Annotated in this window: 21 protein-coding genes; 14 read left to right on the top strand and 7 right to left on the bottom strand. The window is 72.9% G+C overall.

The window, feature by feature from the left end; all coding sequences use genetic code 11:
• The first annotated feature begins 99 nt into the window (after nt 1-99).
• The gene (locus ACZ4UV_RS42845) at nt 100-369 is read left to right on the top strand and encodes a hypothetical protein (protein WP_361293154.1); all 270 of its coding nucleotides are present in this window, start codon (nt 100-102) and stop codon (nt 367-369) included.
• An 11-nt stretch (nt 370-380) separates the two neighbouring features.
• Here the strand turns inward: ACZ4UV_RS42845 and ACZ4UV_RS42850 are convergent, their stop codons facing one another.
• Genes ACZ4UV_RS42850 through ACZ4UV_RS42860 form a run of 3 tightly spaced genes read right to left on the bottom strand, consistent with a single transcriptional unit; the run spans nt 381 to nt 3331 of the window.
• Nucleotides 381-1589 carry a CaiB/BaiF CoA transferase family protein gene (locus ACZ4UV_RS42850; protein ID WP_451022421.1) on the bottom strand — a complete coding sequence of 403 codons (1209 nt, stop codon included), beginning with the start codon at nt 1587-1589 and terminating at the stop codon, nt 381-383.
• Between the two features lie 33 nt (nt 1590-1622).
• On the bottom strand, nt 1623-2399 hold the full coding sequence (locus ACZ4UV_RS42855) for an ABC transporter permease (RefSeq protein ID WP_451022420.1): 777 nt from the start codon (nt 2397-2399) through the stop codon (nt 1623-1625).
• Nucleotides 2396-3331 carry an ATP-binding cassette domain-containing protein gene (locus tag ACZ4UV_RS42860; protein ID WP_351488442.1) on the bottom strand — a complete coding sequence of 312 codons (936 nt, stop codon included), beginning with the start codon at nt 3329-3331 and terminating at the stop codon, nt 2396-2398. Before ACZ4UV_RS42860 ends, ACZ4UV_RS42855 begins: the two co-directional genes overlap by 4 nt.
• 63 nt (nt 3332-3394) lie before the next feature.
• Here ACZ4UV_RS42860 and ACZ4UV_RS42865 point away from each other — a divergent pair, with 63 nt between their 5' ends.
• On the top strand, nt 3395-4105 hold the full coding sequence (locus ACZ4UV_RS42865) for a TetR/AcrR family transcriptional regulator (protein ID WP_451022419.1): 711 nt from the start codon (nt 3395-3397) through the stop codon (nt 4103-4105).
• Nucleotides 4106-4184: 79 nt separating this feature from the next.
• On the opposite strand, the gene ACZ4UV_RS42870 is transcribed toward ACZ4UV_RS42865, so the two are convergent.
• From ACZ4UV_RS42870 to hmgA, 3 genes are read right to left on the bottom strand one after another with little or no spacing between them, the layout of a single operon-like run.
• A complete protein-coding gene (locus tag ACZ4UV_RS42870; RefSeq protein WP_467845694.1) occupies nt 4185-5339 on the bottom strand; it encodes a type ISP restriction/modification enzyme in 1155 nt (384 codons plus the stop codon).
• A 12-nt stretch (nt 5340-5351) separates the two neighbouring features.
• Nucleotides 5352-6101, bottom strand: a complete 750-nt coding sequence (locus ACZ4UV_RS42875) for a GntR family transcriptional regulator (protein WP_390046080.1) — start codon at nt 6099-6101, stop codon at nt 5352-5354.
• 26 nt (nt 6102-6127) lie between these two features.
• Nucleotides 6128-7498 carry a homogentisate 1,2-dioxygenase gene (gene hmgA, locus ACZ4UV_RS42880; RefSeq protein ID WP_467845698.1) on the bottom strand — a complete coding sequence of 457 codons (1371 nt, stop codon included), beginning with the start codon at nt 7496-7498 and terminating at the stop codon, nt 6128-6130.
• Between the two features lie 157 nt (nt 7499-7655).
• On the opposite strand from hmgA, the gene ACZ4UV_RS42885 reads away from it, so the two are divergent.
• The 12 genes from ACZ4UV_RS42885 to ACZ4UV_RS42940 all read left to right on the top strand — a co-directional run bounded on the left by ACZ4UV_RS42885 (nt 7656) and on the right by ACZ4UV_RS42940 (nt 25115).
• Nucleotides 7656-8204, top strand: coding sequence for a hypothetical protein (locus ACZ4UV_RS42885; protein WP_451022403.1), 549 nt, complete (start codon nt 7656-7658; stop codon nt 8202-8204).
• A 64-nt stretch (nt 8205-8268) separates the two neighbouring features.
• A complete protein-coding gene (locus tag ACZ4UV_RS42890; RefSeq protein ID WP_467845703.1) occupies nt 8269-8886 on the top strand; it encodes a TetR/AcrR family transcriptional regulator in 618 nt (205 codons plus the stop codon).
• 65 nt (nt 8887-8951) lie between these two features.
• On the top strand, nt 8952-9827 hold the full coding sequence (locus ACZ4UV_RS42895) for a hypothetical protein (RefSeq protein ID WP_390046088.1): 876 nt from the start codon (nt 8952-8954) through the stop codon (nt 9825-9827).
• Nucleotides 9828-9851: 24 nt separating this feature from the next.
• Nucleotides 9852-15284, top strand: a complete 5433-nt coding sequence (locus tag ACZ4UV_RS42900; protein WP_467845709.1) for a caspase family protein — start codon at nt 9852-9854, stop codon at nt 15282-15284.
• Between the two features lie 139 nt (nt 15285-15423).
• A complete protein-coding gene (locus ACZ4UV_RS42905) occupies nt 15424-17655 on the top strand; it encodes a molybdopterin oxidoreductase family protein (protein ID WP_467845714.1) in 2232 nt (743 codons plus the stop codon).
• Nucleotides 17656-17777: 122 nt separating this feature from the next.
• Complete coding sequence (locus tag ACZ4UV_RS42910) at nt 17778-19166, top strand: CitMHS family transporter (protein ID WP_467845720.1); 1389 nt, start codon at nt 17778-17780, stop codon at nt 19164-19166.
• 68 nt (nt 19167-19234) lie between these two features.
• The gene (locus tag ACZ4UV_RS42915) at nt 19235-20479 is read left to right on the top strand and encodes an MFS transporter (protein ID WP_467845725.1); all 1245 of its coding nucleotides are present in this window, start codon (nt 19235-19237) and stop codon (nt 20477-20479) included.
• Nucleotides 20480-20580: 101 nt separating this feature from the next.
• Entirely contained in the window at nt 20581-21348 is a 768-nt protein-coding gene (locus ACZ4UV_RS42920) for a hypothetical protein (RefSeq protein ID WP_467845729.1), read from the top strand.
• Complete coding sequence (locus tag ACZ4UV_RS42925) at nt 21335-21991, top strand: class F sortase (protein WP_467845733.1); 657 nt, start codon at nt 21335-21337, stop codon at nt 21989-21991. Before ACZ4UV_RS42920 ends, ACZ4UV_RS42925 begins: the two co-directional genes overlap by 14 nt.
• A gap of 87 nt (nt 21992-22078) precedes the next feature.
• The gene (locus tag ACZ4UV_RS42930; RefSeq protein WP_467845740.1) at nt 22079-22528 is read left to right on the top strand and encodes a DUF3574 domain-containing protein; all 450 of its coding nucleotides are present in this window, start codon (nt 22079-22081) and stop codon (nt 22526-22528) included.
• 96 nt (nt 22529-22624) lie between these two features.
• Nucleotides 22625-24013: an aldehyde dehydrogenase family protein gene (locus ACZ4UV_RS42935; protein ID WP_451020992.1), complete on the top strand. Its 1389-nt coding sequence runs from the start codon at nt 22625-22627 to the stop codon at nt 24011-24013.
• Between the two features lie 13 nt (nt 24014-24026).
• A complete protein-coding gene (locus ACZ4UV_RS42940; RefSeq protein ID WP_451020993.1) occupies nt 24027-25115 on the top strand; it encodes a Zn-dependent alcohol dehydrogenase in 1089 nt (362 codons plus the stop codon).
• Nucleotides 25116-25125: 10 nt separating this feature from the next.
• Here the strand turns inward: ACZ4UV_RS42940 and ACZ4UV_RS42945 are convergent, their stop codons facing one another.
• Entirely contained in the window at nt 25126-26061 is a 936-nt protein-coding gene (locus ACZ4UV_RS42945; protein WP_390046106.1) for a DMT family transporter, read from the bottom strand.
• Nucleotides 26062-26117 lie beyond the last annotated feature (56 nt).

The raw sequence follows: 26117 nt of genomic DNA on the forward strand, positions 1-26117 counted from the left end.
GGGGAAGGTGAATCCTGTGACCGCGATACACGAGTGCCCCATCGGGGCGATAGGGTTACCCTGCCCGGGCCGGGTGGACTCGTACGGGTGGGGAGTGACATGGATCAGATAACACGCAGCAGGGCGAGGGTTCCTGCGATCACCTGCGGGAGCGGTGCGACCAGTTCGCGCCTCGACCGCCATCTGTCGGTGCTGGCGGGTCCCGCCATACCGCAGCAGCAGGCGGTCGAGGCGACGTCGCTGATGCGTGAGCTGACCGCGCGTGAACCCGCGCAGCGCAGCGACCGGGTCACGCGGGTCAGCCGCGTCTCCCTGTTCGCGCCACTGCGCCGCCTGCGCCGTTCGCTGTTCGGCGGCAACAAGCACTGACCGCCTGACCGTCAGGCCCGCGCCCAGGCCGCCACACCGTCCCGGCGCAGCGCTGCGATCTCCGCGTCCGTCATCCCCACGGCACGCAGCAGCGCCTCGGTGTGCTGTCCGAGCGCGGGCACATCCCCCATCCGCGCCTCGTCCCCGCCCGGCAGCGTGATGGGCGGCAGCAACGCACGCAGCGGCCCGACCGGCGAACCCACTTCCCGCCACCGCTCCCGGGCCGCCAGCTGCGGGTGCCCGGCCAGCTCGTGCAGATCCCGCAGCCGCGCGCACGCGATGCCCGCGGCCTCCAGCCGTGTCAGCGCCTCGTCGGCGCCGAGTGCCCGGAGAGCCGTCCCGACCAGTTCGTCGGTCCGCGCGCGGTTCGCCACCCGTGCTGCGTTCGTCGCGAACGCCGCATCCGTGCCCAACTCCGGCCGTCCGATCACCTGTTCGGCAAGCCGCCGCCACTCCCGGTCGTTCTGCACCGACAGCAGCACCCGCCCCCCGTCCGCGGTCGGGTAGGCGTCGTACGGCGCGATCACGGCGTGCGCCAGACCGGTCCGCTCGGGCGGTGTCCCGCCGTGGACGGTGTGATGCAGCGGATGCCCCAGCCACTCGGCCAGCGCCTCCAGCATCGACACCTCCACCGGCCCGCCCTGCCCGGTCGTGCCGCGCCGCACCAGCGCCGCGAGGACGCCCGAGAAGGCGTACATGGCCGCCGCGATGTCCGCCGCCGGGATCCCCGCCTTCACGGGCTGCTCCGGCGTCCCGGTGACCGACACCAGGCCCGCCTCGCACTGCACGAGCATGTCGTACGCGCGTTTGCCGGCGTACGGCCCGGACGCCCCGTAACCGGAGATGTCCACGGCGACCAGCCGGGGGTGCGCGGCGCACAGCGTGGCCGCGTCGAGCCCGAGCCGGGACGCGGCACCGTGGGCCAGGTTCTGCACGAAGACGTCGGCGTCCGCGACCAGCCGCCGCACGACGTCCAGGCCGCGCGGGTCCTTCAGGTCCAGCGCGATGGACTCCTTGCCCCGGTTGCACCACACGAAGTGCGAGGCGAGACCGCGGGCGGCGGTGTCGTAGCCGCGGGCGAAGTCCCCGCCGTCGGTGCGTTCGACCTTGATGACCCGGGCGCCGAGATCGGCGAGCTGCCGGGTGGCGAAGGGGGCGGCGACGGCCTGCTCGACGGCGACGACGGTGATGCCTTCAAGGGGCAGCGGGAGACGGTCCATGCGCTGGATCATGTCCGGTGACCGGCGGGTTTGTCAGTAGCGCCCGTACCGGCGGACGGCGAGGGGCAGGAAGACGGCGATGAGGACCAGGCTCCAGGCGAGCGACCCCGCGACGGGGTGCGCCACCGGCCAGGCCGCGCCGGCGGGTACGGGAGCGTTGCCGAAGAGGTCGCGCAGGGCGGTCGTCACCGCGCTGATCGGGTTCCACTCGGCGAGCGTGCGCAGCCAGCCCGGGAGGTTGCCGGTGGGGATGTAGGCGTTGGACAGCAGCGGCAGCACGAAGGTGGACGCGCCGAGCTGACCGGCGGCCTCCTCGCTGCGGGTGAGCAGGCCGAGGTGGATGCCGACGGTCGTGCAGGCGAAGCGGAACAGGAGCAGGAGGCCCACCGCGCCGGCCGCCGCGGCCGCCGATCCCTCGACGCGCCAGCCCACGGCGAGCCCCACCAGCAGCAGGGGCACGGTACCCGCCGTGGTGACGACGAGGTCGGCCACCGCCTGCCCGAGCGGTGCCGCGGCCCGGCTCAACGGCATGGTCCTGAAGCGGTCCGTCACTCCTCGGTGGGTGTCCTGAGCGGCCTGGAACATCCCGGTCATGACCCCGCCGGCCGCGGTCGCGACCAACAGCCCCGGGACGAGGAACGAGCGGTACTCCGGGCCCGGCATCGTCAGTGCGCTGCCGAAGACGTAGCCGAAGAACAGCAGCATGTTGACCGGCATCAGCTGGGTGAGGACCGCGAGGCCGGGGCTGTTGCGGACCCGGCGCAGCTGCCGGCCCGTCATCGCAACACCTTCGTACACGAGCGCACTCATGCGGGACTTCCCGTCAGTCGGAGGAAAACGTCGTCGAGGGTCGGTGGTCTGAGGCTCGCGTCCAGCAGCGGGACACCCGCCGCGTCGAGTTCGCGCACCAGGCGGGGGAGGGTGAGGGTGGGGTCCGTGGTGACGGCGCCGACGGTGTGCCGGTCGTGGTCGAACTGCGGCTCCCTGCCGGTGAGCCGGTCGAGAACCGCGGCCGCGTGCGGCAGCGCGTCCCGGTCGGCGACCACCGCCTGCGCGTACCAGCCGATGAGTGCCTTCAGTTCGGCGGGAGAGCCGGTGTGGGCCACCCGGCCCCGGTCGATCAGCACGATGTCGTCGGCGAGCCGGTCGGCCTCCTCCAGGTACTGCGTGGTGAGCAGCACCGTCGTGCCCTCGGCCGTCACGTCGCGCACCGCTTCCCAGATGCCGTTGCGGCCGGCCGGGTCGAGGCCGGTGGTGGGCTCGTCGAGGAAGAGCACGGCGGGACGGCGGACCAGGCTCGCGGCGAGGTCGAGGCGGCGGCGCATACCGCCGGAGTAGGTGGCCGCCTTGCGGTCGGCCGCCTCGGTGAGACCGAAGCGGCCGAGGAGTTCGGCCGCGCGGTCGTCCGGCCTCCGCACCCGGAGCAGCCGGGCGAAGAGGCGCAGGTTCTCACGGCCGGTGAGATCGCCGTCGACCGAGGCGTACTGGCCGGTGACGCCGATGCTGCGGCGCACGGCCGCCGGGTCCCGGACCACGTCGTGCCCCGCGACGCGGGCGGAGCCCGCGTCGGGCCGGAGGAGGGTGGCCAGCAGTCGTACGACCGTGGTCTTCCCGGCCCCGTTCGGTCCGAGCAGTCCGCAGACCGTGCCCTGCCGGACGGCCAGATCGAGACCGTGCAGCGCGGACACCGTGCCGAAGCGCTTCTCCAGACCTTCACTAAGTACAGCGTACGTAGTAGTCATGGGCCGACCATAGCGCACTACGTACGGTGTACGTAACTAGCATGGGGGGCGAGGTGATGATCGATGGCAGTCCGAGGGGCCGAACCCGGGGTGATCTGGGCCCGCCCGGAGCGCACGGGGCGAGGGCCGAAGCCGACGTTCACGCGCGCCGACATCGCTGCCGTCGCGGTGCGGATCGCCGACGCGGAGGGGCTGGACGCCGTGTCGATGCGACATGTGGCGGCCGGGGTGGGGTGCGGGACGATGTCCCTGTACAACCACGTCCCCCGCAAGGAGGACCTGTACGAGCTGATGTTTGACGCGGCCAGCTCGGAGCACGAGCTGTGGGAGCCGACGGGGGACTGGCGGGCCGACATGATGCGGGTCGCCGAGCAGACGCGGGATCTGATGCGCCGGCATCCCTGGGTGCCGCGTCTGATGTCACCCGTCTACGGGTTCAGCCCCCATGCCCTGCGCTATCTGGAGCACTGTCTGGCCTGCCTGGATCCGCTGGACGTGTCGTACGGCACCAAGTTCGAGCTGATCGCCATGGTGAACGGTGTGGTCACGACCTATGTGCGGAACGAGATCGACACGGCCGAACGGGTGCGGAACCTGCCCTGGTCCGAGGAGCGGGAGAACGCGGCGCGGCTCGCCTATCTCGGAGGGCAGATCGCCTCGGGGGCGTATCCGCGGATGGCCGCGGCGTTTGCGGGGGATGCGGGGCCGGTTGACATGGAGGGGGTTTTCCGGCGGGCGGTGGAGAGGGTGTTGGACGGGTTCGCGACGTCGTAGCCTGCGGGTCGGTGGGGGCTTGTCGCGCAGTTCCTCCCCCAGCCTTCGGCCGGGAGTACCCCCAGCGCCCCTGGGTACGTCACAGCAGCGTTAGTTGACCCGCCGGGCCTTCTTCCGTGTGTTCCAGGATCGAGGCTGGTTTGCGGGCTGTCCCCGGAGGTGGGAGTACGCCCGCTGTCATGAGGTCTGCCGCCGTGATCCGCGTCTTGATCTCCAGGGTGGCCTGCTGGGCGCGGACGTCGGCCAGCAGGGCCAGGACCGTGATCAGTTCCAGCAGTTCCGAGGTCCATGACTGGGACCAGGCCGGCGGGGTAATCGCCGCCAGGGTTCCCGGTTCCGTCGGCTCCGTCGTTCGTGCCGCGAACCATGCCTCCAGGACCCGTACCTCGCCCGTCCTGAAGTCCCACGCCTCCGGCGGGACCGGGGAGATGCGGCCCTCGTCGAGGTGGAGGGCTTCCTCCTCCGGGTCGTAGAGGATCGTGAGGGGGCGGGCCGGAAGCGGGGCCCGGACGTACGGGCGGCGGCCGCCCGGGAGCTTGGGACGGTCGCCGTCGCGGCGCAGCAGCCACAGTGCCCGGTGGCCGAGTTCCACGCCCTGTTCCCAGAGTTCCGTGTCGTCGGTGAGCGGGAGGGTGCGGTCCGGGCGGATCGCGGTCAGGGCCCAGGCGAGTACGTCCAGCGGGGCGACGCCCCGGCCCAGCCGGTCGGCCAGGTGTTCCGGCAGTCCCGGCGCCAGGTTCGGCTCGGCGCCGCCCGGGCGGCGGTACAGCGGGCGGATACGGCCCGCACGCAGGGTGGGGAGCAGGGAAGTCGCGAGCAGGGGCACGCCCTCCGCCGACTCCACCGCGAAGACCTGGTGGTCGTCCGCCACCCGCCACAACTCCGGGCGGGCGGTGTCGATCAGGCGGTGGTCCGGGATCAGCCACTGTTCGTCGAACGGGGCGGCCAGGACGCGGACCGGGGCCGGGCAGGGGCCCGACGCGTCGGCGAGCGGTCCGGTGCCGCTGGGCTGGCCGGGGAGCTGGGCGACCGCGGAGTGGACGGTCCGGGCCCGCGTCGGCTCGAACAACGTCTCCCGGTCGGGGCCCTCGGCCTTGAGGAGGGCGTCCCAGCGGGTCTTCAGGGTCGCCGGGTCGGGCGCCGTCGGCCACCCCCGGCCGAGCCGCAGTGGTGCGACGGACCACGGCATGAGGTCCGCCAGCAGCGGAGCGTCGTCGTGCGTCACGCCCGGCATCGTACGACGACTTCAGGTGGCGTCGAGCGTGACCGTGAAGGAGAAACGGTCGCCGCGGTAGTGGATGACCGCCAGGTCCAGGACCCGGCCTGCGGTGTCGTAGGTGACACCCGTGTAGTGCAGGATCGGGCTGAGGAGCGGGACTTGGAGCAGCCGGGCGGTCTCCGGGTCGGCCAGCCGGGCCGCCACCGTGTCCGTGATGCGGCTGATGTCCGCGCCGACGACGTCCCGGAGCACCTTGGTCATCGGCCAGCGGGACAGGTCCTCCGGATCGATGCGGTCGGCCAGTTCGGGGCGGACGTGGTTGCGGGCGTGGTTGGTGGGCTCGCCCGTCTGTTCGTCACTGCGCAGGCGGTGGTACGTCGCCACCTCGGCGAGATCCGGGAAGTACTCGATGAGTTCGCCGGTGACGGGCACCGTGCCGTGCTCCAGCAGCTCCGCCGTCATCCCCGACTGCTGGGCCACGATCGCGTCCACCGAGCCCAGCAGCCGTACCGGGGTGCCGCGCCGGGCGTCCGGCTCGATGAAGGTGCCCCGGCGGCGGTGCCGGCTGATCAGGCCCTCGTCCTCCAGCTCCTTCAGCGCCTGCCGCATGGTCAGCACGCTGACTCCGTAGTGCTCCGCGAGCTGTTCCTCGGTGGGCAGCCGGAGCGGGTCCCGGGGCGAGCGGCCGAGTATCGAGGCGCGCAGCGACTGCGACACCTGGTACCAGAGCGGCAGCTTGCGGTTGAGGACGATGGAGTCCGGGGCGAAGGAGGTCACGGGCCATCCGTACCGGTGAGGGATTTTCAGTGCAAGGGGCGGAAGTGCCGTTCCAGGCCCTGCCACACGTCGTCGTACCGCTGCTGGAGGTGTCCGGCGGTCGCCGCCTGCGGGGTGAGCGTCACCGGCCAGCGGGTCTCGAACATGAAGGCCAGGCCGTCGTCCACCTTCTGGGGCTTCAGCTCGGCCGCGCTCGCCCGGTCGAACGTCTCCCGGTCCGGACCGTGCGCCGACATCATGTTGTGCAGCGACCCGCCGCCCGGCACGAAGCCCCCCTTTCCGGCGGTCTTCGCGTCGTAGGCGCCCTCGACGAGCCCCATGTACTCGGTCATCACGTTCCGGTGGAAGTACGGCGGCCGGAAGGTGTTCTCGCCCACCAGCCAGCGCGGCGCGAAGACCACGAAGTCGACACCCGCCAGTCCCGGAGTGTCGGACGGGGACGTCAGCACCGTGAAGATCGACGGATCGGGGTGGTCGTAGGAGATGCTGCCGATCACATTGAAACGGCGCAGATCATAGGCGTACGGCACATGTGTGCCATGCCAGGCGACCACGTCCAGTGGGGAGTGGTCATATGTGGCGGTCCACAGGTTGCCGCAGAACTTGTTGACCACCTCCACCGGGCCCTCGACGTCCTCGTAGGCGGCGACGGGGGCCAGGAAATCCCGCGCTGCGGCGAGGCCGTTGGCGCCGATCGGGCCGAGGTCGGGGAGGCGGAAGGGCGCGCCGTAGTTCTCGCACACATAACCCCGGGCCGTGTCATCCAGCAGCTCCACACGGAAGCGGACCCCGCGGGGGATCAGCGCCACATGTCCCGGCTCCACATGCAGCAGGCCGAACTCCGTACGCAGCAGCAGTCCGCCGTGCTCCGGGACGATCAGCAGCTCGCCGTCCGCGTCGGAGAAGACCCGCTCCATGGAGACGTCGGCGTGGTAGAGGTGCACGGCCATGCCGGTGCGCTGGGTGGCGTCGCCGTTGCCGCCCAGGGTCCACAGGCCGGTGAGGAAGTCCGTGCCGGGCGAGGGCTGCGGGAGGGGGTTCCAGCGCAGCCGGTTCGGGTCCGGGGTGGTGTCCGTGAAGGGGGCGGTGCGCAGCCCGCCGTTGCCGGCGGCGCGGGTGAAGGCCGGGTGGGCGGCCGAGGGGCGGATCCGGTACAGCCAGGAGCGGCGGTTGTGGGCCCGCGGCTCGGTGAAGGCCGTACCGCTGAGCTGCTCGGCGTACAGGCCGAGGGGGGCGCGCTGCGGGGAGTTGCGGCCCTCGGGCAGGGCGCCGGGCACCGCCTCCGAGGAGTGCTCGTTGCCGAACCCGGAGAGGTACGCCAGCCCCTCGGCGGTCTTCCGCGCTTCCCCGCGCTCCCGCTCGAACGCGCTCGCGCGGGAGGTGCCCCCATCGCTCATGATCGCTCCCTGAACCTGCGTGCCATCGATTCCTATGCATCACCGTAGGATTGCGTGGAGACGGGTGCAAGAGGGCCGGGATCATCCCGGCGGTGTATGGCGAGAACCCGACTTCAGGGGGATCCGGTCCGCGGCGTGCTGTTCTACGCTCCCGGGCATGTCGTGGACGCGTGGACTGCCGGGTGCGCTCGCGGTCTGCGTGCTGCTGCTGGTCGCCGCGGCGGGGTGCGGGACCGGGACGGTGCACGGGCAGCGGGGGACGGGGTCGCCCTCACCGGTGGGCAAGATCCTCGACGACACCGACGAGAGCGGACGCCACTACCGCGAGGTGGACAAGAGACAGGCGCCCGAGGTGGGCACGGTGGTCACCCCGGACGCGTCCGGTGGCTGGGACGTACGGCTCGACGTGCACCGTTTCCGGTTCTCCCGGGCGGGCACCGCGGCGAAGGCGGTCGCCGGCCGGGGGCTCGCCTACCTCTTCGTGGACGGCGGCCTGGTGACGCGGCTACGCACCCCCGTCTACCACCTGTCCGCCGGCCTCGTCCCGCACGGCACCCACCACATCACCGCCCGGCTCTACGCGGACGACGGCACGGTCTGGGCCGTGCACGGCAAGCCGGTGGAGAGCACGGCGGATGTCACGGCCTCCGGTGCGGAGACGGCGAAACCGACCGCTACCGGTACGACCGGGGCGGCCGCCGGATGAGTGCATGGGCCATCCGTCCACGTACTGGGGGGCGAGGTTCACCTGATCCCTACGGAAAGGCATCATGAAGCCCGTGCCCCCAGCGACCTCGCTCCGAAAAGCGCCCGTACAGCGCCGCAGCGCCGAACGACTGACCAGGATTCTCGACGCCTGCGCCGACCTCCTCGACGAGGTCGGCTACGACGAGCTGAGCACCCGGGCCGTCGCGGTGCGCGCCGGGGTGCCCATCGGCTCGGTCTACCGCTTCTTCGGCAACAAGCGACAGATGGCCGACGCCCTCGCCCAGCGCAACCTGGAGCGCTTCACCGAGCGTGTCACCGAGCGGCTGAAGGAGGCAGCGAAGGGCGACTGGCGGACCGCGATGGACGCGGTGCTCGACGAGTACCTGGCCATGAAGCGCACCGCCCCGGGCTTCTCCCTCGTCGACTTCGGCAACCAGATCCCGGTCGGCGCCCGCCACTCCGAACCCAACCGCAGAGTCGCCGACCGCCTGACCGACCTCCTCGCCGGCTACCTCGGCCGCACCCCCGACGAGGCCCTGCGCCGCACCTTCCTGGTGGCCGTGGAAACCGCCGACACCCTGGTCCACCTGTCCTTCCGGGTGGACCCGGAGGGCGACGAGGAGATCATCAGGGAGATGCGGGAGCTGCTGCGGGCGTATCTGGGGCGGGTGCTGGACTGAACAGGTCCCGGAGGAACTCCCGTTGCTAGTCTGAGTGCACGCTGGGGTCGCGCACGGGGGGACGTATGGCTCGGGTGGTCTGCATCCATGGAATCGGCCGGCAGCACACGGGGGAGCGGGAGCTGCACGGGGCATGGCACCCCGCCCTCTGCGACGGCCTGATCCGTGCCGGAGCCGTGACCGACCTCGCTGCGGACGATGTGCGCTGCGTCTTCTACGGCGACCTGTTCCGGCCGCCCGGACGCACACTCGCACTCACCGATCCGCCCCTCGACGCCTCCGACGTCGCGGACGGCTTCGAGACCGAACTCCTGCTGGCATGGTGGGCGGAGGCGGCCCGGACGGACGGCACGGTACTGCCGCCCGACGCCCGTACCCTGGCCCGCACCCCCCAGGCCGTGCAGCGAGCCCTGAACGCCCTCAGCCGCTCCCGCTTCTTCGCCGGCGTCGCCCTGCGCGGTCTCGTACTCGACCTCAGGCAGGTGCGCGGGTACTTGTGCGATCCGGCGCTGCGGGACGCCGTCCAGCAGCGGGTCGCCGACGCGGTGACCGAGCGCACCCGGGTCGTGGTGGGCCACTCGCTCGGCAGCGTCGTCGCCTACGAGGCGCTGTGCGCCCGTCCGGACTGGCCGGTGCGCGCCCTGCTGACGCTGGGCTCGCCGCTGGGTGTGCGCAACCTGGTCTTCGACCGGTTGCGCACCGGCCCCGCCGGATCGCCTGGTGACTGGCCGGGTTCCGTACGGCAGTGGACCAATCTCGCGGACGCCGGGGACGTCGTCGCCCTGGTGAAGGACCTGCGGCCGCTGTTCGGCGAGCGGGTCAGGTGTCAGGTGGTCCACAACGGGGCACGGGCCCATGACGCGACGCGGTATCTCAACACGGCGGAGGCGGGACGCGCGGTGGAGGAGGGGTGCCGGGAGACGGGGGAGGCCGGGGTATGAGCGCCAGACGCCGGTGGGTGGGCCATGGACGCGGCACCGCGCCCCGCTGAGGCGACGGACGGCCCGGTGGCGGGCACCTCGCGCCGCTTCCTCATCGCCGCCGCCGTCACCTCCGTCGCCGCGCATCCCGAGGCGGAGCGAGCGGAACTCGCCGACGACGTGCACCGGATCGAGGAACTCTTCCTCGGACCGCTCGGCTACCGCCGGGGCACGGATCTCGCCCTCGACCCGACCTGCCGCCAACTCCAGGACGCACTACGGGCGTTCGCCACCGCCCCGGACCGCAGTCCCGAGGATTACGTGGTCCTCTACCTCGCCACGCACGGGGTCACCGCCGAGCACAGCGGACGCCATTATCTGCTGCTGCACGACAGCGACGCACGGGATCTGCGCGGCACCGCCCTGCCCACCGAGGACCTGGTCGCCCAGCTCTGGGAGGACACTCCCGTCGAGCGGCTCCTGGTGCTGATCGACGCCTGCTACTCCGAGGAGGGGGCCGACCGGGCGCTGCGCGGTGCGCTGGAGGCCCGCCGCTTCCGGGAGCCGGTCACCGAGCACGGGACCACCGGCCTGGTCCTCGTCTCCTCCTCGCGCCGCAAGGAGGAGGCGTACACCGGGGCCCTTTCGGCGGCCTTCGACCGGGCAGTGCGCCGTACGGCCACCGCCGGGCACGCGCCCGCCCACATCAGTCTCGAACACGTCATGGCGGCCATCCGCAGCGACCCCGAGGTTCCCGCCGCCCAGCGCCCCGTCTGGTCCCTCACCCACGCCACCGGGGACATCCCGGCCTTCCTCCCCAACCCCCGGCACGTACCCGGCTCCGCCGGGCTCAAGCTGGAGGAGATCGACCGCATCGTCGATCTCGGCGCCCGCGAACGTGGCGCCCGCGACCAGGACATGCGGGAGTTCTTCGTACCCCGCGCCCGCGGTACCGACGTGCCCACCGAGGACGTCTGGGACTTCACCGGCCGCCATGCGGCACTGGGCGACATCACCACCTGGCTCGACCCGCGCCGGGTCGGGGAACGCCTGTGCGTGGTCACCGGGGACCCCGGGTCCGGGAAGTCCTCGCTGCTGGGCATGGTGGCCGTCCTCACCGACGACCACCGCCACGAGTCCGTACCCCGCACCGGGCTGCCCGCGCTGCTGCCCCGTCCCGGCGACGTGGACGTCCGCATCAACGCGAGCCATCTCTCCACGCGCCAGCTCCTGGACGCCCTGTCGGCGGCCGCGGGCTGCGCCGCCGACTCGTTGGGGGCGCTCACCGCGCACCTCCAGACCAGGACCCGCCCGCTCGTCGTCCTCGTCGACTCGCTGGACGAGGCGTTGACCCCGCACGAGGCCGTCGACGAGTTGTTCCTCCCGCTCACCGACCCCGAACGCCGCCTCCAGCTGCGCCTGTTGATCGGCGCCCGCCCGCACATCGCCGCACGTCTGGCCGCCGTCGGCCCGCGCATCGACCTCGACTCCGAGCGGTACGGCGACCCGGATGCCGTCCGCGCCTACACCCGCAAGCTGCTGTGCGCCGACGGCTCGGTTCTCAAGGCCGCCGTACCCCGGTTGGTGGACGAGATCGCGGAGGCGGTCGCGGCGGCCGCCGGCCGGTCCTTCCTGGTCGCCCGGATCACCGCCCGCACCATCGCCCGCGAACCCCGGCCGCCGGACCCGCACGACCCGCGCTGGCGTGACGGCCTCCCCCGGCTGCCCGGTGAGGCGATGGAACGCGATCTGGTGCAGCGCCTCGGCCCGTTGGCCGCCCGGGCCCGCGACCTCCTCCTCCCGCTCGCCTACGCCCAGGGCGCCGGCCTGCCCTGGGCCGGCATCTGGCCCCGGCTGGCCACGGCGCTCACCGGCACGCAGTACAGCGACGAGCACATCGTCTGGCTGCGGCAGGCGGCCGGGTCGTACGTGGTGGAAAGCGTCGAGAGCGGAGGGTCGGTCTACCGCGTCTACCACCGGGCGCTCATCGAGTACCTGCGCGAGGGGCGGGACCCGGCGGCGATCCAGCGTACGGTGACCGAGGTGCTGCGGGACATCCAGCACCCCTACGTCCGGCGGTACCTGGCCCTGCACGCCGGCGCGGGCGGGGTCCTCGACCCCCTGGTCCAGGACGCGGCCTTCGTGCTGGGCGCCGAGCCGGGCCCGCTGCTCGCCGCCCTGCCCGGTCTCCGCAGCCGGGAGGGCCGCCGCGCCGGGCAGGCGATACGCGACCTGGAGGAGCGGCTGCGGGACCGGGCGGGTGCGGGCGCGGACCCGCAGATCAGGGCCGAACTGCGGCTGGCGGCGGTGTGCCGCAGGGCGCAGCCCCTGGCGGACTCCTGCGACACCGGGGAGGGCGAGCTGCCGTGGCGCGCACGCTGGGCGGCGTGGAACCCGCACGAAGGGAACCGGCGGTACGCGGCGATGATGTTCGGGGTCGGGAACGGGGTGGTGGTGCCCGAGCGGTACGGTGCCCGGTTCCTGGACCTGTCGCCCTGGGACGGTGCGATGTGGTGCGACCTTGACAGTGGCACCTGGCAAGCGGTGCACCCGCAGCGGGGCGACCCGTACGCGTGGACGATCACGGCCACACCCCAGGTGAAGGGCGCGGCGGCCGGCCTGACCTGGACCACACGCCTGGCGATCGAGGACGAGAAGATCGTCACGAAGAACTACGCGCGCCTGCTCCACCTGTGGGGCACCTTCGGGCGGCAGACCTGGCTGCTTCCGCCCGGCCCGACGGACACGGAACCCGAGCGGCGCCTGCCGGAGCCGCCGTCGGAAGTGGCCGTACTCGCGGGGGCCGACGGCCGGGCCGGCATGGCGGCACTGCGGCTCGACGGCGGGCTGCTCGTCTATCGGCTCGGCGCTGCCCGCGCCCACCCCCCGCTGACGCGCGCACAACGCCGGGCACTGTGGGACTTCCAGATCAGCAACTGGGAGGAGCGTGCGGAGGAACTGTCGGCCGAGTTCCTCCTCGCCCTCACGCCCGAGGGACCGGGCACCCGAATCACCGTGTGCGCGGCGCCCGAGGGCCTGCCGGACCTGACGCTGCTGCTGGGGTACGAGGACGGGCGGGTGGTGCCGTTCGATGCGGAGAGCGGCACATCGGGCGTCGAGGTGAACACCGGGCACGAGGGGCCGGTCACCCGGATCGAGTGGGTGGCCGGCCACCCGCAGGGCAGCCTCTTCGTCACCGCGGGCGACGACCACACGGTCCGGCTGTCCGCCGTGGCCACCCGCGGACCGCTGCGGACCCTGTTGAGGAGCACCTTCCCCGTCGCCTCCTTCGCGGTGCACCGGGTCGGTCGGCAGTGGATCGTCGCCGTGGTCACCGCCGACGGCCAGCTGCACCGGATCGACCTGGACAGCGGCCGTCCGATCGGTCTGCCCCTGCGGGTCGACGCCGGCACCGCGAGCCGGGTGGCCGCCTTCGACCTCGGACCCACCGCCTGTGTCTCCGTGCAGGGGAACAACAGTGGTCTCCAGCTCTATGACCTGGTCTCGGGGGAGCGCGTGGGCGGCCAGGTCCGCAGACACGCCGCCGCGGCCGTCTGTGCGGCGGGTGGCACGGTCTGCGCGGGGGGTTCCGACGGTGTCGTACGGTTCTGGCCCTCCGTCCACGCCGCCGACTCGGTGCAGATCACCGCGCACGAAGGCTCGTTGCTGGCGGCCGGCGAGATCCGTGGACCGGGCGGTGCGCCCGCGCTGCTCACGGTCGGTGTGGACGCCCGGATCCGCTGCTGGGACCTGGACCGGCCGCACGAGCTGTGGCGCCGCAGGGTCCTCGACCCGGGCCCCTGGGAGGTCCCGCTGATCGGCTGCGCCGCCGTGGGACACACGGCGGACGGCCGGTCCCACGTGGTCACAGGAGAGCATGGTGGCCGGGTCGCGGTACTCGTGCTGCAGGACGGACTCCCGGTGGCCGAGCAGGAGTTCACGCTTCCCGAGATCGTCACCGCCGTCACGGCGGGCCGGGTCCGGGACCGGGACGTGGTGGTCGTCGGCACCGGATCCGGCAGGATGTTCTGCTGGGACGTGGGTGCGGGGCGGATGTACGCGTCGGGACCGGCCCCGGCCGAGCCGGTGTGGCTCACGGCGCTCGCCCTCGCCCCCGACGGCACAGGGCGGCTGGCGGCGGGCGCATCCGACGGATCCGTCCGGGAGTGGTCGCTGCCGGGGTACCGGCCGCTCGGACCGGCCCGCGCCGCACACCGGGGCACGGTCCTCGCCCTCGCCCACGCCGGCGGCCGGCTCTTCGGCTGCGGCACGGACTCCCGGCTGGTGTGCCTGGACGACGGCTGGGAGCGGCGGATGCCGCAGCCCGTCGGCTCCCTGTACGCCACCCGCGACGGCCTGCTGTGCGGTGACGAGCAGGGACAGGTCTGGCAAGTGCGGGAGACCCCCGAGGGCCGGCGCGTGGTGGAACTGCTGGACGCCGTACGGCCCGTGGCGGCGGTGGCGGCGGTGGCGCTGGACGGGGGCCTGGCGGTCGTCGCGGGCAGCGCCGACGGGTCGCTCCAGGTACGGGACGGCGAGACCGGGGCGTTGCTGCGGCGGCTGCGTCCGGTCAGCGGCGGCGGGGTGGAGCAACTCGCCACCGTCGCCTGGCGGTCGCCCCGCCGGCCGGTCCGCCCGCTGCTGTTCGCCCGGGGCACCGACGGCCTGCTGGAGTACTGGGACTTCGGGACCCGCGGAGCCGTCGCCTCCGCGGGACGGCCCCTGGTCACGCCCGTACCGCACCAGCGCCGGGAACGGGTGCGGCTGGCCGTGCTCCCGGACGGCCCGGATGCCCAGGCGCTGCTCTCGCTGGCGGTCTGGGACGCGCGGCCCAATCCGCTGCTCTATGGCACCGAGCCCGACCTCCATGTCGCCGTCCACGACATCGCCCACGGGCCCCGGCACGACCAACCGTGTCTGGCCGAGGCGGAGGAGACCGAGGTCGGCGCGGTGCGCGCGGTGCGCTGCGCGGGCCGGCTGCTGGTCCTGGTCCACGTCGCAGGGGTGGGCGTACGGGTGCTGGACACGTCGACCCGGCGCTGGGCGGTCCTGCACGGGCTGGACATGACCGAGGCGTTCACCCTGACGGGGCCGGGCGGCGACGAACTCCTGCTGACCGGCGGGCACCACACCCGCATCATCGCGTGGGAGTCCCTGCTGCCCCGTTTCACCGGTCCGGGCGAGCGCCCGCCCCGGCATCGTCCCGCCACGGGCGGACGCCGCCTCTACCGCCGCCGGCCGTCGCCGCCACCCGTGGCCCACGAGCACGTCACGCGAGTGGACGTCGACTACGCCGCCCTGCTGCCGGACGGCGAGTGCTACGCCGTGGCGAGCAGGGACGCGGTGGTCGTCATGGGCACCCGCACCGGCGTCGTCCACCGCGAAGTGGACCTCCCCTCCCCGTGCACCGCCCTCGCCGCCGGCCCCCGGGGCGAACTCGTCGTCGGCACCCGCAACGGAGTCATCCTCTTCGACTGAGGTGCCCCCGCTGGGTGCCGGCGCCGCGACCCTGCCGTCTGCGCGCAGGCTTCCCACCTCACCCCCACCGTGGACTCCCCACGCGACATACCGCCCGGTATGCTCACCGTCCAAGGCACCGCCGCCCCCGGGAGGAACCATGCCGCGCACCGCCCTCCGCATCTGCCCCCTCTGCGAGGCCACCTGCGGCCTGACCCTCACCATCGAGGGCACCCGCGTCACCGGAGCCCGCGGTGACCGCGAGGACGTCTTCAGCAAGGGGTTCATCTGCCCGAAGGGCGCCTCCTTCGGCGCCGTCGACGGCGACCCCGACCGGCTGCGCACCCCCCTCGTCCGCAGGGACGGCGAGCTGCGCGAGGCCACCTGGACGGAGGCCTTCGACGCCGTCGCCGCCGGGATCCGCGGCGTCGTCGAACGGTACGGCCCGCACTCCGTCGGGGTCGTCCTCGGCAACCCCAACGTCCACACCGTGGCCGGCGGCCTCTACCCGCAGGTCCTGGTCGGCGCCCTCGGCACCCGCAGCGTCTTCACCGCGTCCACGGTCGACCAGATGCCCAAGCACGTCTCCAGCGGACTGCTCTTCGGCGACGCCAACGCCATACCGGTGCCCGACCTCGACCGCACCGACCACCTCCTCCTCATCGGCGCCAACCCCCTGGAGTCCAACGGGAGTCTGTGCACCGCCCCCGACTTCCCCGGCAAACTCAAGGCGCTCAGGGCCCGCGGCGGCACCCTCACCGTCATCGACCCGCGCCGCACCCGCACCGCCAAGCTCGCCGACCGGCACATCGCCATCCGGCCCGGTGCCGACGCCCTGTTGCTCGCCGCGATGGCCCAAGTGCTCTTCGAGGAGGGCCTGGCGGACCTCGGCCGCCTCGCCCCGCACGTCGAGGGACTCGCCGAACTCCGCGCCGAACTCAGCGACTTCACCCCGGATGCGGTCGCCGACGCCTGTGACGTCGACGCCGGGACCATCCGCGTCCTCGCCCGCGAACTCGCCGCCGCGCCGACGGCCGCCGTGTACGGCCGGATCGGCAGCTGCACCGTCCCGCACGGCACCCTGGCCAGCTGGCTCGTCGACGTCCTCAACATCCTCACCGGCAACCTCGACCGGCCCGGCGGCGCGCTCTTCCCGCAGGCCGCCACCGACCGGACCCCGCGACCGGCCGGTCCCGGCCGGGGCTTCGCGCTCGGGCGCTGGCACTCCCGGGTCAGCCGGCACCCCGAGGCGAAGGGCGAGTTGCCGCTCTCCGCGCTCGCCGAGGAGATCGACACCGCGACGGCGGAGGGCGAGCCCATCCGGGCGCTGATCGCCGTCGCCACCAACCCCGTCCTCTCCGCCCCGGACGGCGACCGCCTCGACAAGGCCCTGGACTCCCTCGACTTCATGGTCAGCGTCGACCCCTACCTCAACGAGACCGCCCGCCACGCCGACGTCGTGCTGCCCCCGCCGCCGCCCTCGCAGAGCCCGCACCACGACTTCGCCTTCAACACCCTCGCCGTGCGCAACCAGGTCCGCTACTCCCGCCCCGCCGTCCCGCTGGAGCCCGGCAGGATGGCGGAGACCGAGATCCTGGCCCGGCTGGTCCTCGCGGCCGGCGGCATGCACGGCGCCACACCGTCCGCCGTGGACGACATGGTCATCGGCCAGACCCTGGGGAAAGCGGTCAAGGAGCCCCACTCGCCCGTGCACGGCCGGGACCCGCAGGAGCTCGCCGGGCTGCTCACCGGGGAGAGCGGGCCCGAGCGCCGGATCGACCTGATGCTGCGCCTCGGCCCCTACGGCGACGGCTTCGGCGTACGGCCCGGCGGGCTCACCCTGGAGCACCTGCTCGCCCACCCGCACGGCATCGACCTCGGCCCCCTCACGTCACGCCTCCCGCAGCCGCTGAAGACCAGGAGCGGCAAGGTCGAACTCCTGCCGCGGCCGATCGCCGACGACCTGCCCCGGCTGCGCGCGGCCCTCGGCACCAGCCCCGCGGCGCTCGTCCTCGTCGGCCGCCGGCACCTGCGCTCCAACAACAGCTGGATGCACAACGTGCCCGCCCTCACCGGCGGCTCCAACCGCTGCACCCTGCACATCCACCCCGAGGACGCAGAACGGCTCGGCGTGCGCGACGGGGCCGACGTCCGCGTCAAGGGCGCCGGCGGCGAGGTGGTCACCCCCGCCGAGGTCACCGAGGGCGTCCGGCCGGGAGTCGTCAGCCTGCCGCACGGCTGGGGCCACGACCGCCCCGGCACCCGCCTCAGCCACGCCGCCACCGCCCCCGGCGTCAACGTCAACCAGCTCCTCGACGGCAGCCTGCTCGACCCGCTGTCCGGCAACGCCGTGCTCAACGGCATCCCCATCGAGGTGACCGCAACCCTGTGACCTGGAGTTTTGCGCTTATTGCTCGCGTGTCAACGTCTTGTTAAGGACGTTTGACGCGACCTAACGTCGTCGCACCGCCGGCCCTGGTGGGAGTTCAAGGGCGAACGTTAGGTGATCCACTCATGCTGACCATCCTCGGCTTCGCCATGATCGCGACCTTCCTGGTCCTGATCATGCTGAAGAAGATGTCGCCGATCGCGGCGCTCGTGCTGATCCCCGCGCTGTTCTGCGCGGCCGTCGGCAAGGGCGCCCACCTCGGCGACTACGTCATCGACGGCGTCACCAGCCTCGCGCCCACCGCGGCGATGCTGATGTTCGCGATCGTCTACTTCGGCGTGATGATCGACGTCGGCCTCTTCGACCCGGTCGTCAAGGGGATCCTGAGGTTCTGCAAGGCCGACCCGCTGCGGATCGTCGTCGGCACGGCCGTACTCGCCGCGATCGTCTCGCTGGACGGCGACGGTTCCACCACCTTCATGATCACCGTCTCGGCGATGTACCCGCTGTACAAGCGCCTGAAGATGAGCCTGGTCGTGATGACCGGGGTCGCCGCGATGGCCAACGGCGTGATGAACACCCTGCCCTGGGGCGGCCCCACCGCGCGTGCCGCCACCGCGCTCAAGCTGGACGCGAGCGACATCTTCGTGCCGATGATCCCGGCACTGGCCACGGGCCTGCTGTTCGTCTTCGCCCTCGCCTACGTCCTCGGCCGCCGCGAGCGCACACGGCTCGGCGTGCTGACGCTGGACGAGGTGCTGGTCGAGGAGCCGGAGACGGTTCTCGTGGGCGTGGGCAAGGCCCCTTCCCACACCGGCGGTCCGGGCTCGGGCACCGGCGCGGACCTTCCCGGCGAGCCGGCGGACGACGGCTTCCAGGGCCTCGACCCGCACCGCGAGACCCTGCGGCCCAGGCTTTACTGGTTCAACGCGCTGCTCACGGTCGCCCTGCTCACCGCCATGATCATGGAGTGGCTGCCGATCCCGGTGCTGTTCCTGCTCGGCGCGGCCCTGGCCCTGACCGTCAACTACCCTCAGATGCCCGCCCAGAGGGCCCGGATCGCCGCGCACGCCGAGAACGTCCTCAACGTCTCCGGGATGGTCTTCGCCGCCGCCGTCTTCACCGGCGTCCTCCAGGGCACCGGCATGGTCGACCACATGGCCGACTGGCTCGTCGGCAACATCCCGGACGGCATGGGCCCGCACATGGCCCTCGTCACCGGCGTGCTGAGCATTCCGCTCACGTACTTCATGTCGAACGACGGCTTCTACTTCGGCATCCTCCCGGTCCTCGCCGAGGCCGGCCAGGCCCACGGCGTCCCGGCGGTGGAGATCGCCCGCGCCTCGATCGTCGGCCAGCCGCTGCACATGTCCAGCCCGCTCGTGCCCGCCGTCTACGTCCTGGTCGGCATGGCCAAGGTCGAGTTCGGCGACCACACGCGGTTCGTCGTGAAGTGGGCCGCGCTGACATCGGTGGTGGTGCTCGGGGCAGGAATCCTGTTCGGGACCATGTGACATAGCACTGGGAGCTGTATGACACGGTACCGCCGGGAACTATGTGACATACCACTGGGAGGTTCACCATGGCGCCCGGCAGGAACCGCCGCTGGCTGCTCCGCCTCGTCATCGCCTTCGGCTTCGCGCAGAGTGCGGTGTCGATGGCCCGCCCCGCCGTCTCCTACCGGGCACTCGCCCTCGGCGCGGACGAACGGGCCGTCGGCGTCCTCGCGGGTGTCTACGCCCTGCTCCCGCTCTTCGCCGCCGTACCGCTCGGCCGCCGCACCGACCACGGCCGCTGCGCACCCCTGCTGCCCGTCGGCGTCGTCCTGATATCCGGCGGCTGCGCGCTCAGCGGAGTCGCCGGCTCCCTCTGGGCGATGGCCCTGTGGAGCGGGGTGATGGGCCTCGGCCACCTCTGCTTCGTGATCGGCGCGCAGTCGCTGGTGGCCCGCCAGTCGGCACCGCACGAACAGGACCGCAACTTCGGCCACTTCACCATCGGCGCGTCGCTGGGCCAGCTGGTCGGGCCGATCGCCGCGGGTGCGGTCATCGGCGGCCCGGACATGGCGGGGACGAGTGCGCTCGCGCTGGTGGTGGCGGGTGCGGGGGCGGCGGTCGCGTTCACGTCACTGTGGCGCATCGAGGACCGCACCGCGGTCAAGTCCCGTCCGGCGGCGGGGGACCGGGTGCCGGTGGGCCGCATCCTGCGCGCCCGGGGCGTTCCCGCCGGCATGCTGATCAGCCTCTCGGTGCTGTCCGCGACCGACATCCTGACCGCGTACCTTCCCGTGGTCGGCGAGCACCGGGACATCTCCCCGGCCGTGATCGGCGTGCTGCTCAGTGTGCGGGCGGGGGCGACGATCGCCTGCCGGCTCGTCCTCACACCGCTGCTCCGGCTGCTCGGGCGGCCGGTGCTGCTGACGGTGACCTGCTTCCTGGCGGCCGCGCTGTGCGCGGGGATCGCGGTGCCGGCGCCGGTGTGGGTGCTGGCCCTGATGCTCGCCGCACTCGGCTTCTGCCTGGGGGTCGGACAGCCGCTGTCGATGACGACGGTCGTCCAGGCCGCACCCGAGGGCGCCCGCTCCACGGCGCTCGCCCTGCGGCTGACCGGCAACCGGCTGGGCCAGGTGGCCGCGCCGGCCGGGGCGGGGCTGCTGGCGGGAGTGGCCGGGGTGGCCGCGCCGTTCGTGATGCTGGGCACGTTGCTGCTGGTGTCGGCGGGGGTGGCGGTGCGCTCGCCGGGGGCGGTGGGGCGGGGCGAGGGCGCCGGTGCGGTGCCGTCGACGCGGCGAAAGGGCCGGGCGTTGCGCCGCACGAGCGATATCTGACGGCGCGTCGGACGTGGATGCCGCGGGTCGTGGAGTGCATGAGTGACAGTCCAGACGAAAGGCCGATTTGTATGAAAATCATCTAACTCGGAGGAGCTTGCATGGTCACGCTCACACTTCCGCGCACCGCCGGTTCCCGTGCGGGCGCCACCGTCGTCCTCTCCGCCCTCGCCGCGGCGGGTGCGTCGTGGGTGGCGGCGCCGAACGCGGCGGCCCAAGGGGAGAACGGCGACATCAGGCTCCACCGTGTGGGTGTGCCCTTCGGCGTCTCGAAGGACGACCCGCTGGTCTGCAAGTTCTACCTCGACGCCGTCAACTTCGACATCCTCACCTCGATCGGCTACACCATCACGCCGCAGCCCCCGCTGCCCACCGCCGCCACCGTCGCCGGCTCCATCCAGCTCGCCGGAGGCGCCGGTCACACCGACCCGCTGGGGCTGGCGGACGGGCAGTACAGGCTCACGTGGATCGTGGACGGCGCCCGGAAGGAGAAGGTCTTCCGGGTCAACTGCCATGACGGCAGGCAGGACGGGCCGCAGGACCAGAACGGCCAGAACGGTCCGAACGGCCCCAACGGTCCGAATGACCAGAACGGCCCGAACGGCGGCCCGAACGGCGGCCCGAACGACCAGAATGGCCAGAACGGTCCGAACGGGCAGATCCAGGACAACCAGCGCAGCGACTCTTCCTGGGGGGAGGGTGGTGACCACAACGGCCCGCAGGGCGGTGTGCACGCGGGTGGCGGCGGCATCGCCGACACGGCGGCCGCGTTCTCGCCCGTGGCCGCGGCCACGGCCGTCACCCTGGTCGCGGCCAGCGGTGTGGTGTACGTCCGGCTGATCCGCCGCCGGCCCAATGGCGCCGCGTAGGCGCAGACGCAGGCCCTGGTACCGGACCCGCGCCTACCGCCTCGCCAGGACGGCCCTGCTGGCGATCGTCCTGGTGACAGTGGTCCGGTGGTGGGGGCAGGACGGGTCGGCCGCGCCGGACGGGTCGGACGCTGTGGCGGCGTCCGGGCCGGGCGTGGCCGAGTCCGGGCCCCCGCCCCGCCCGTTGTCCCGGTCCCGGCCGACGTCGATGCGCATCCCGTTCCTGGGTGTCGACGCGCCGGTCACCGGGGTCCGGCTCGACCGGGGCCGGCAGCTGGAGACACCGCCGGTCGACGACCCGAAGCTGATCGGCTGGTTCCAGGGCGGCGCCACGCCGGGCGAGTCCGGCCTCGCGATCGCCGTCGGCCACCGCGACACCAGGACGGGACCCGCCGTCTTCGCGGCGCTCGCCCAGATCAGGCCGGGCAAGCGGATCGAGGCCGGGCGTGCGGACGGCCGTACCGCCGTGTACACGGTGGACCGGGTGAAGGTCTACGACAAGGCCGGTTTCCCCGACAGGGAGGTGTACGGCCCGACCCGGCGTCCCGAACTCCGCGTGATCACCTGCGGCGGCCTCTTCAGCCGGCGGACGGGCTACACCAGCAACGTGGTGGTCTTCGCCCACCTGACCGCGACGAAGTGACCGGGCGGGGGCCGCGGTTCGACCTGGACGAGTGAACTCGGGCGGGAAGCGGGGGCCTTCGGGGGACAATCCCTCTAGGAAGGGGGCATGCCCACTCAACCCCTCCGCAACCGGTCGGCCCTCGCCGTGGCCGGGATCCTGCTCGCCGGCGCTCCGACCGCGTACACGGCGCTGGCCGACGACCATCCCGCCGCCCCGGCGCGTGGCAGGCCGTACATCGAGACCCGGCTGCTCTTCGGCACCGCCCGCCCGGACGGCGGACCCGCCGTCACCGACCGGCAGTTCACGGCCTTCGTCGACAGGGAAGTCACCCCGGACTTCCCCGACGGGCTCACCGTGCAGAGCGGGCGGGGGCAGTGGCGGGACGCGCACGGGACGATCGAGAAGGAGCGGTCGTACGTGCTGGTCCTGCTGTACCCGGAATCGGCGGCCAGGGGCAGCGACCGGAAGATCGAGGAGATCCGGCGGGCCTACGAGAAGGCCTTCGCGCAGGAGAGCGTGGGCAGGGTGGACGAACACGCCCAGGTCGACTTCTGATGGTCCCGACGTGTGTCCCGGGGCGCGTCTGGCGCGCTAAAACTATCGCCGCTAGTTTGTGACTCGGACGACGCAGCCCCGCCGGGAGGAAGCAGCATGAAGGCACACGACGGCCTGTACATCGACGGCGCCTGGCGCGCCGCCGAGAGCCGGGACGTGATCGAGGTCGTGAACCCCGTCGACGAGCAGGTCGTCGGCCGGGTCCCGGCGGGCGGCGCGCTGGACGTCGACACCGCCGTACGCGCCGCCCGTGCCGCCCTTCCGGTCTGGGCCGCGACCCCGCCGGCCGAGCGGGCCGCCCGGCTCGGCGCGCTGCGCGACGCGCTCGCGGCCCGGAAGGACGAGATCGCCGAGACGGTCACCGCCGAACTGGGCGCACCGCTCAAGTTCTCCCAGACGGTCCACGCGGGCGTGCCGATCGCGGTCGCCGGCTCGTACGCCGAACTGGCGGCCACCCACCCCTTCGAGGAGAAGGTCGGCAACTCCACCGTCTACCAGGAGCCGGTGGGCGTGGTCGGCGCGATCACGCCCTGGAACTACCCGCTGCACCAGATCGTCGCCAAGGTCGCCCCGGCGCTCGCCGCGGGCTGCTCGGTCGTGCTGAAGCCCGCCGAGAACACCCCGCTCACCGCCCAGCTGTTCGCGGAGGCGGTGCACGAAGCGGGCTTCCCGGCAGGCGTGTTCAACCTGGTCACCGGCCTCGGCCCGGTCGCCGGGCAGGCCCTCGCCGAGCACCCGGGCGTCGACCTGGTCTCCTTCACCGGCTCCACGGCCGTCGGCAGGCAGATCGGCGCGGTGGCCGGGGCCGCCGTGAAGAAGGTCGCTCTCGAACTGGGCGGCAAGTCCGCGAACGTCATCCTCCCGAGCGCCGACCTCGCCAAGGCCGTCAACGTCGGCGTGGCCAACGTGATGTCCAACTCCGGCCAGACGTGCAGCGCCTGGACCAGGATGCTGGTGCACACCGACCAGTACGAGGCGGCGGTGGAGCTGGCGGCCACGGCGGCCGCCAAGTACGGCGAGCGGATCGGGCCGGTCGTCAGTGCCAAACAGCAGGCGCGGGTGCGGGGTTACATCGAGAAGGGCGTCGCGGAGGGCGCCCGGCTCGTCGCGGGCGGCCCCGAATCCCCGCACGAACAGGGCTACTTCGTCAGCCCGACCGTCTTCGCCGACGTCACCCCCGAGATGACCGTCGCACAGGAGGAGATCTTCGGCCCTGTCCTGTCGATCCTGCGCTACACCGACGAGGACGACGCCCTGCGCATCGCCAACGGCACGGTCTACGGGCTCGCGGGCGCCGTCTGGGCCGGGGACGAGGCGGAGGCGGTGGCCTTCGCCCGGCGGATGGACACCGGGCAGGTCGACATCAACGGCGGACGCTTCAACCCCCTCGCCCCGTTCGGCGGTTACAAGCAGTCGGGCGTCGGCCGCGAACTGGGCACGCACGGCCTCGCCGAGTACCTCCAGACCAAGTCCCTGCAGTTCTGAGGAGGTCGCCGCGATGACTTTCACGGTCCGAGCCGCCGTACTGCCCGCCGTGGGCGCCCCGCTGTCGGTCACCGGGATCGAACTCCCGGACCCCGGCCCCGGACAGGTCAGGGTCCGGCTCGCAGCCGCCGGTGTCTGCCACTCCGACCTCTCCCTCTCCGACGGCACCATGCGGGTCCCGGTCCCGGCGGTCCTCGGCCACGAGGGCGCGGGCACAGTGGTGGCCGTGGGCGAGGGCGTCACCCGTCTCGCGCCCGGCGACCCGGTCGTCCTCAACTGGGCGCCCTCCTGCGGCAGCTGCCCCGCCTGCGCACTCGGCGAGATCTGGCTCTGCGCCAACGCGCTGAACGGCTCCGCCGACGTCTACGCCCGTACGGCGGACGGCACCGACCTGCACCCCGGCCTGAACGTGGCGGCCTTCGCCGAGGAGACCGTGGTCGCCGAGTCCTGCGTCCTCCCGCTGCCCGCGGGCATCCCGCTCACCGACGCGGCCCTCCTCGGCTGTGCGGTCCTCACCGGTTACGGCGCCGTCCACCACTCGGCACGCGTCCGCGAGGGCGAGACGGTGGCGGTGTTCGGCGTCGGCGGGGTGGGCCTGGCCACCGTCCAGGCGGCCCGGATCGCGGGGGCCTCCCGGATCATCGCGGTGGACGTCTCGCAGGAGAAGGAGGGGCTGGCGCGGGCGGCGGGCGCCACGGACTACGTCGTCGCCTCCGACACCACGCCTCGCGCGATCCGCGCCCTCACCGGCAGGCAGGGCGTCGACGTCGCCGTGGAGTGCGTGGGCCGCGCGGTCAGCATCCGCGCCGCCTGGGAGTCCACCCGCAGGGGCGGCCGTACGACGGTGGTCGGCATCGGCGCCAAGACCGAACAGGTCACCTTCAACGCCCTGGAGCTCTTCCACTGGGGCCGCACCCTCTCCGGCTGCGTCTACGGCAACTCGGACCCGGCTCGCGACCTGCCACTGCTCGCGGAGCACGTCCGGGCCGGCCGCCTGGACCTGACCGCGCTGGTGACGGAACGGATCGCCCTGGAGGACATCCCGGTCGCCTTCGAGAACATGCTGGCCGGAAAGGGCGGCCGGGCGCTGGTGGTGTTCTGAGCGGGTGCCGTCACACGGGCTTCCGGGTCTCCTCGGGCCGCGTCTCCTGTGCGGCGGCCACGACCCGGGAGGTCCGTGCCCGCGACCGGGACACCGCGACACCGGTCAGGCACAGCACCCCGCCCGCGAGCGTCAGCGCACCGGGCACCTCGCCGAGCGCCAGCCACGACATCAGGACGACCAGCGCGGGCACGGCATAGGTGGTCGCGCCCATCCGGCTGGCCGTCGTACGGGCGAGCGCGTAGGCCCAGGTGGTGAAGGCCAGGGCGAGCGGGAACACGCCCAGGTACAGCATGTTGAGCGTCGCGGACAGCGGTGCGTCGGCCGCCTCGCCGACGAGCTGCCCGGCGAACGGCAGACACAGGACGGCGCCGATCAGGCATCCGAACGTCGTCACCTGGAGGGCGCTGGCGTGGCCGAGCGCCGGCTTCTGCGCCACGACGCCGCCGGCGTACGCGACGGCCGCCAGCAGGCACAGCACCACGCCGAGCACCGAGGAACCGCCCTCGCCCGACATCGACAGGCCGACGGTCACCGCGCCCGCGAACGACACGGCCATTCCCGCGAGCAGCCGCGGTGGCATCGGATCGCCGAGCAGCCGGGCGCCGAGCAGGGCGATCAGGATCGGGCCGATGTTCACGACGAGGGCGGCGGTGCCGGCGTCCACCTGCTGCTCGCCCCAGTTCAGCACGACGCTGTAGAAGCCGAACCAGAGGAGGCCGGACACCGCGATGCCGCGCCAGGCGGGCCTGGGCGGGAGCCCTTCGCGCCGCACCACACAGAGCAGCCCGAGCACGAGTGATCCGGAGAGCAGCCGGCCGAGGGCGAGCGCGCCGGGGGAGTAGGAGCCGCCCGCACTGCGGATCGACACGAAGGCCGACGCCCAGAGCACGACGGTGACGGCCGCTGCGGCGACGGGCAGGAGACGGTGGTCGGGCTTCTTCATGTGGTCGAGGGTAAGGAGCGGGGGCGGCCCGGGGCTGGCGGATTTCGGACGGCTGG

Source organism: Streptomyces sp. NPDC028289 (assembly GCF_055565975.1).

What these genes read in the sequence shown, in the direction of transcription:
- ACZ4UV_RS42845 (WP_361293154.1), top strand. Translation starts at nt 100, where the DNA reads ATGGATCAGATAACACGCAGCAGGGCGAGGGTTCCTGCGATCACCTGC.
- ACZ4UV_RS42850 (WP_451022421.1), bottom strand. Translation starts at nt 1,589, where the DNA reads ATGGACCGTCTCCCGCTGCCCCTTGAAGGCATCACCGTCGTCGCCGTC.
- ACZ4UV_RS42855 (WP_451022420.1), bottom strand. Translation starts at nt 2,399, where the DNA reads ATGAGTGCGCTCGTGTACGAAGGTGTTGCGATGACGGGCCGGCAGCTG.
- ACZ4UV_RS42860 (WP_351488442.1), bottom strand. Translation starts at nt 3,331, where the DNA reads ATGACTACTACGTACGCTGTACTTAGTGAAGGTCTGGAGAAGCGCTTC.
- ACZ4UV_RS42865 (WP_451022419.1), top strand. Translation starts at nt 3,395, where the DNA reads ATGGCAGTCCGAGGGGCCGAACCCGGGGTGATCTGGGCCCGCCCGGAG.
- ACZ4UV_RS42870 (WP_467845694.1), bottom strand. Translation starts at nt 5,339, where the DNA reads ATGCCGGGCGTGACGCACGACGACGCTCCGCTGCTGGCGGACCTCATG.
- hmgA (WP_467845698.1), bottom strand. Translation starts at nt 7,498, where the DNA reads ATGAGCGATGGGGGCACCTCCCGCGCGAGCGCGTTCGAGCGGGAGCGC.
- ACZ4UV_RS42885 (WP_451022403.1), top strand. Translation starts at nt 7,656, where the DNA reads ATGTCGTGGACGCGTGGACTGCCGGGTGCGCTCGCGGTCTGCGTGCTG.
- ACZ4UV_RS42890 (WP_467845703.1), top strand. Translation starts at nt 8,269, where the DNA reads ATGAAGCCCGTGCCCCCAGCGACCTCGCTCCGAAAAGCGCCCGTACAG.
- ACZ4UV_RS42895 (WP_390046088.1), top strand. Translation starts at nt 8,952, where the DNA reads ATGGCTCGGGTGGTCTGCATCCATGGAATCGGCCGGCAGCACACGGGG.
- ACZ4UV_RS42900 (WP_467845709.1), top strand. Translation starts at nt 9,852, where the DNA reads ATGGACGCGGCACCGCGCCCCGCTGAGGCGACGGACGGCCCGGTGGCG.
- ACZ4UV_RS42905 (WP_467845714.1), top strand. Translation starts at nt 15,424, where the DNA reads ATGCCGCGCACCGCCCTCCGCATCTGCCCCCTCTGCGAGGCCACCTGC.
- ACZ4UV_RS42910 (WP_467845720.1), top strand. Translation starts at nt 17,778, where the DNA reads ATGCTGACCATCCTCGGCTTCGCCATGATCGCGACCTTCCTGGTCCTG.
- ACZ4UV_RS42915 (WP_467845725.1), top strand. Translation starts at nt 19,235, where the DNA reads ATGGCGCCCGGCAGGAACCGCCGCTGGCTGCTCCGCCTCGTCATCGCC.
- ACZ4UV_RS42920 (WP_467845729.1), top strand. Translation starts at nt 20,581, where the DNA reads ATGGTCACGCTCACACTTCCGCGCACCGCCGGTTCCCGTGCGGGCGCC.
- ACZ4UV_RS42925 (WP_467845733.1), top strand. Translation starts at nt 21,335, where the DNA reads ATGGCGCCGCGTAGGCGCAGACGCAGGCCCTGGTACCGGACCCGCGCC.
- ACZ4UV_RS42930 (WP_467845740.1), top strand. Translation starts at nt 22,079, where the DNA reads ATGCCCACTCAACCCCTCCGCAACCGGTCGGCCCTCGCCGTGGCCGGG.
- ACZ4UV_RS42935 (WP_451020992.1), top strand. Translation starts at nt 22,625, where the DNA reads ATGAAGGCACACGACGGCCTGTACATCGACGGCGCCTGGCGCGCCGCC.
- ACZ4UV_RS42940 (WP_451020993.1), top strand. Translation starts at nt 24,027, where the DNA reads ATGACTTTCACGGTCCGAGCCGCCGTACTGCCCGCCGTGGGCGCCCCG.
- ACZ4UV_RS42945 (WP_390046106.1), bottom strand. Translation starts at nt 26,061, where the DNA reads ATGAAGAAGCCCGACCACCGTCTCCTGCCCGTCGCCGCAGCGGCCGTC.